This is a genomic window from Mesorhizobium sp. M7A.F.Ca.CA.004.04.2.1, assembly GCF_004022825.1.
Taxonomy (GTDB): domain Bacteria; phylum Pseudomonadota; class Alphaproteobacteria; order Rhizobiales; family Rhizobiaceae; genus Mesorhizobium.
Window position 1 is genome coordinate 1 of record NZ_RZPH01000495.1, and the last position, 4,278, is coordinate 4,278.

A 4,278-nucleotide genomic window follows, 5' to 3' on the forward strand; every position below is an offset into this window, starting at 1 on the left:
GTGCAGCTGGAACCACCACGTCGAACACTGCTTGCGGTTTGGTCTGGTCGAGCACGGCGTCGAGATTGCTGCCGATGACGGCATTGGTGAGGTCGTATTCGCGCGCCCTCGCCCGTGCCCTGTCGGCATCGAGATCCACTAGGCCGATAAGGGTGAGCCCGTGGATCTGCCTGATGGCATCGAGCCAGGCCTTGCTCATCGCTCCGCAGCCGACCAGGACGACATCGATCATCCAGCGCTCCTCCTCCGCTCGGTCCCTCCAGACCGATCGTCACGGCATCCACGGCAGGACCGTAAACGTTTTTCCGTAAACGTTTACGAGAACACACCCGAAGGCGTAGAATGTCAATCGGCCCTTGGCGAAATTCGTCTTACCGCCTTGGCCTGAGCGGCTACCGGTGCTAGCCAAGCAAGGGGGAGAACAGTCTCTTGGCGTCCAGCATTCACGACCTTGCCCGTCACTTGAACATATCGATCGGCACGGTGTCGCGGGCGCTGAACGGCCGCGCCGACGTCAATGCCGACACGCGCCAGCGCGTGCTCGAGGCGGCCAGGACGCTGAACTATTCGCCGAACCAGTCCGGCCGCAGCCTGAGGCAAGGCGCCACCCGTTCGATCGCCTTCATGCTGCAGCCGCATCCCGGCGACCAGCAATATGGCGAGCCGTTCTTCATTCCGTTTCTGATCGGGCTGCAGGCCAGGCTTGCCGAAAGCGGGCTCGACCTGACCGTGGTCATGGGCGCGCCGGGCGACTACCAGCAGGAGCGCCTGCGCCGTGTCGTCGAGACGCGCCGCGCCGATGCCGTGCTGCTGGCCTGGACGCGGCGCGAGGACGAGCGCATCGACTATCTCACGCAAGCCGGCTTTCCGTTCGCCACGCTCGGCCGCAGTCGCTCCGGGGCCAAGTCCTATCCTTCCCTCGACCTCGATTTCGAGAAGGCCGGCGCCGACGCCGTCGACCGCCTTGTGGCGCGCGGTCACCGCCGTATCGCCGCTATCCGCCCGTCGCTCGACCTCAATTTCGGCTATCTGTTCCTCGCCGGCTACCGCAAGGCCTTGCGGCGGCACGGCATCGAGGTCGACCCGGAGCTGATCGCGTCCGGCTTCATCAACGAGGCCGGCGGCTACAAGGTGACGCCCCAGGTCATGCGCTCCAAGGCCCCGCCGACCGCCATCATCTTCAACAATGATGCAATGGCGCTGGGCGGCTGCAAGTCGCTGGCCGAGATGGGCATCAGGCCGGGCCAGGACATGGCGGTAACCGTCATCGTCGACACGCCGCTCTGCCGCTATTTTTCCCCGGCGTTGACCGCCTTCCGCCCGGCGCTGGAGCCAATGGGACAACGGCTTGCTGAAATGCTGCTGGCGTCGCTTCCCGCCTTCGCCGGCCCGGAGGGGCCGCGGATCATCCGCGAAGTCTGGCCGCTGGAACTGGTGGCGCGCGACAGCGATTGATGGTGGCAGCAGGGCCGCCGATGTCGTCTCCCCTCAAACAGCACACCGGTGCCGCAGTGCACCGGCCGCAACCTTGAATGCGCGGGAGGCGCTGCAGGTTCCGGATCGCGCCACAACCAGGGCGATCAGCGATAGCCGGCCTTAAGACACTGGCGCCGCTCCGCCCTCTGCCGTGCGCCGTGCGATAAACTCATCCAGCACGCCTGATGTGGCGGCAGCCGTTGCCGGCGGCGCGAAATCGGCAAGCACCCGCCTCCAGACACCGGTGGCGCGCTCGCTCGCTGTCTTCGAGCCGCTTTGCGTCCAGTTGCCGAAATTCGACCAGTCGGCCACCAGCGGTTCGTAGAAGGCGGTGCGGTAGCGCGCCATGGTGTGACCGGCCGAGAAGAAGTGGCCGCCCGGCTGCACCTCGGCGATCGCCTCGAAGCCGATCGTATCGGTGTCGCCGGGCGTCGCGGCACAAAGTTCAGCCACCGTCTGCAGCGCCTCGATGTCGGTGATCAGTTTCTCGAAGGAGACACTGAGGCCGCCCTCCAGCCAGCCGGCGGCATGGATGCACATCGTCGCCCCGGCCAGCACCGAGCCCCACAGCGCGAACTGCGTCTCGTGCGCGGCCTGCGCGTCTGAGATGTTGGCGGCACTGCCGCCGCCCGATCGCCACGGCAGTCCGGTGAAGCGCGCCAGCTGACCGGCGCCCAGCGTCGCCTTGACGTGCTCGGGCGTACCGAAGGCCGGCGCGCCGGATTTCATGTCGACATTGGAGGAGAACGAGCCATAGACGACCGGTGCGCCGGGCCGCACGATCTGCGCCAGCGTCAGCCCGGCGAGCGCCTCGGCATGCTGCAGCGTCAGCGCGCCGGCGACCGTGATCGGCGCCATCGCGCCAGCCAGGCAGAACGGCGTGATGACGGAGATTTGGCCCGCGCGGGCGAAATCGATGATGCCTTGCGCCATCGGGATGTCGAGCTGGCGCGGCGAGTTGGTGTTGATGACGGTGTAGCAATATGCATTTGCCAGAAACTCGTCCTGCGACAGGCCGCGCGCCAGACGAATCATCTCGAACCCGTCCTCGACCTGCGGCGTGCCGCGCGCGAAGACGAACGGGAGCTTGTCCGACAGCGTCAGCTGCGCGCGGTTGACGGCATAGTGGCGAAAGCGGTTGTCGACATCCTGCGGTTCGATGCAGGGCCCCAGCATATGCAGCACGTCGAAATGCTGCACCAGCCGCATGAGATCCTCGAAATCCGCCAGTGTTCCCGGCCGCCGGCCGCGCTCGAGATCGGTGACGTTCGGCGCCCCGCATCCGGCGAGGAAGGTCATCGAGCCGAGCTCCAGCGTCAGATCGCGGGCGCGCGAACCGGCGTGAGCGTGGATCGATCTCGGCGCCGAGGCGAGTGCCGCCGTCACCATGTCGCGGCCGATGCGCACCATGTCGGTGTCCGGATCGACCAGCGCGCCGGCGCTGGCGAAGTGCTCACGCGCCTGCGGCAGCAGCACCTTGATGCCGAGCTCTTCCAGCACCCGCAGCGCCGTTTCGTGAATCGCGGCCACCTGATCATCAGAAAAGATCGGCTGTGGCAGGAACGGGTTCTTCAGCGAATGGTAATTGGGACGGCGGCTGCTTTCGCTGCCGGCCTCGCCCGTGCGTCCACGCCGGCGCTCGCGCCTGCCGTCCCGTGCCGCGTCATCGACCATCGGAAATCCTCCTCATTGCCGCATTGCCTTGCCCAGGGGATCATAGGGCGAGGCCGCGACGACATGCGCCGGCCGTTCCTCCCCCACGACATGCACGGAGAGCGCGGTGCCCTCGCCCGCGAAATCGCGGTCGACCAGCGCCAGCGCCAGGCTCTTGCCGATCGTATAACCGTAACCGCCCGAGGTGACGAAGCCGACACGCCGGCCCTGATGCCAGACCGGCTCGAAGCCGCTGGCATCGGCGTCGAGCGCATCGATTTCCAGCGTCACCAGGCATTGGCCGCTGCCGGCCTCCCGCTGTTTCGACGCTGCTTCGCGGCCGATGAAGTCGCTCTTGCCGAAAGCGATGAAGCGGTCGAGACCGGTCTGGCCCGGCGTATAGCCTTGCGTGAATTCGCGCGACCAGATGCCGAAGCTCTTCTCCAGCCGCAGCGCATTGAGTGCATAGTAGCCGATTTCGGCAAGGCCCAAATCCTCGCCAGCGCCCAGCAGCGTGTCGCGCAGAGTGGCATGCATGGTCACGGGGCAACTGATTTCGAAGCCGAGCTCGCCTGATATAGACAGCCGCGCCACACGTGCCTGCACCATGCCGATGTCGAATGTGCCGCAGGCCATGAACGGCAGCGCTGCGCCGGACACATCCTGATGCGTCGTTCGCTCCAGTATTTTGCGCGCGTTCGGCCCGGTCAGCAGGAAGCCGCTCATCGTGTCGGAGAGGTCGCCGACGGTGACGCCTTCAGCCGCATGGCTCTCGAACCAGCGCATGTGGAATTCCCGGAGATAGTAGGAGCCCATCAGCCAATAGCTGCCGCCGCCCCAGTTGAAGACGGTGAGGTCGCCCTTCAGCCGTCCGTCATGACCGAGCATCGGCGCCAGGCCGGCCCGCCCCGGCTTCGGCAGCCTGCAGGCGAGCAGCCGGTCGAGCCAGGCTTCCGCACCTGGCCCCGCCACCGCATAGCGCGAATAGGCCGAGATATCGACGAGACCGGCGGCGCGCCGCACCTGCAGCGCCTCGTCGCCGACGATGTCGAAGGCGTTGGAGCGCCGCAGCGTCGTGTTCTCGGCAAATTCCATCGGCGCGAAATAGGCCGGGATTTCCAGTCCCCAGGAAGCCGTCCATTCGCATCC

General features: G+C 66.5%; 4 protein-coding genes. 1 reads left to right on the forward strand and 3 read right to left on the reverse strand.

Translation table 11 applies throughout. The annotated features are described in order from the left end of the window. A partial coding sequence (locus EN893_RS20915) for a Gfo/Idh/MocA family oxidoreductase (RefSeq protein WP_164900990.1) occupies nt 1-232 on the reverse strand: 232 nt, incomplete at its 3' end. Nucleotides 233-429: 197 nt separating this feature from the next. Between EN893_RS20915 and EN893_RS20920 the strand changes: the two genes are divergently transcribed. After that, nucleotides 430-1,455: a LacI family DNA-binding transcriptional regulator gene (locus EN893_RS20920; protein WP_127270067.1), complete on the forward strand. Its 1,026-nt coding sequence runs from the start codon at nt 430-432 to the stop codon at nt 1,453-1,455. 141 nt (nt 1,456-1,596) lie between these two features. Here EN893_RS20920 and EN893_RS20925 read toward each other — a convergent pair whose 3' ends face one another. Continuing rightward, entirely contained in the window at nt 1,597-3,150 is a 1,554-nt protein-coding gene (locus tag EN893_RS20925) for a trimethylamine methyltransferase family protein (protein WP_127270069.1), read from the reverse strand. A 12-nt stretch (nt 3,151-3,162) separates the two neighbouring features. Next, nucleotides 3,163-4,278, reverse strand: a 1,116-nt coding sequence (locus EN893_RS20930; RefSeq protein WP_164900991.1) for an aminomethyltransferase family protein, incomplete at its 5' end; no start/stop codon positions are given.

What these genes read in the sequence shown, in the direction of transcription:
- EN893_RS20925 (WP_127270069.1), bottom strand. Translation starts at nt 3,150, where the DNA reads ATGGTCGATGACGCGGCACGGGACGGCAGGCGCGAGCGCCGGCGTGGA.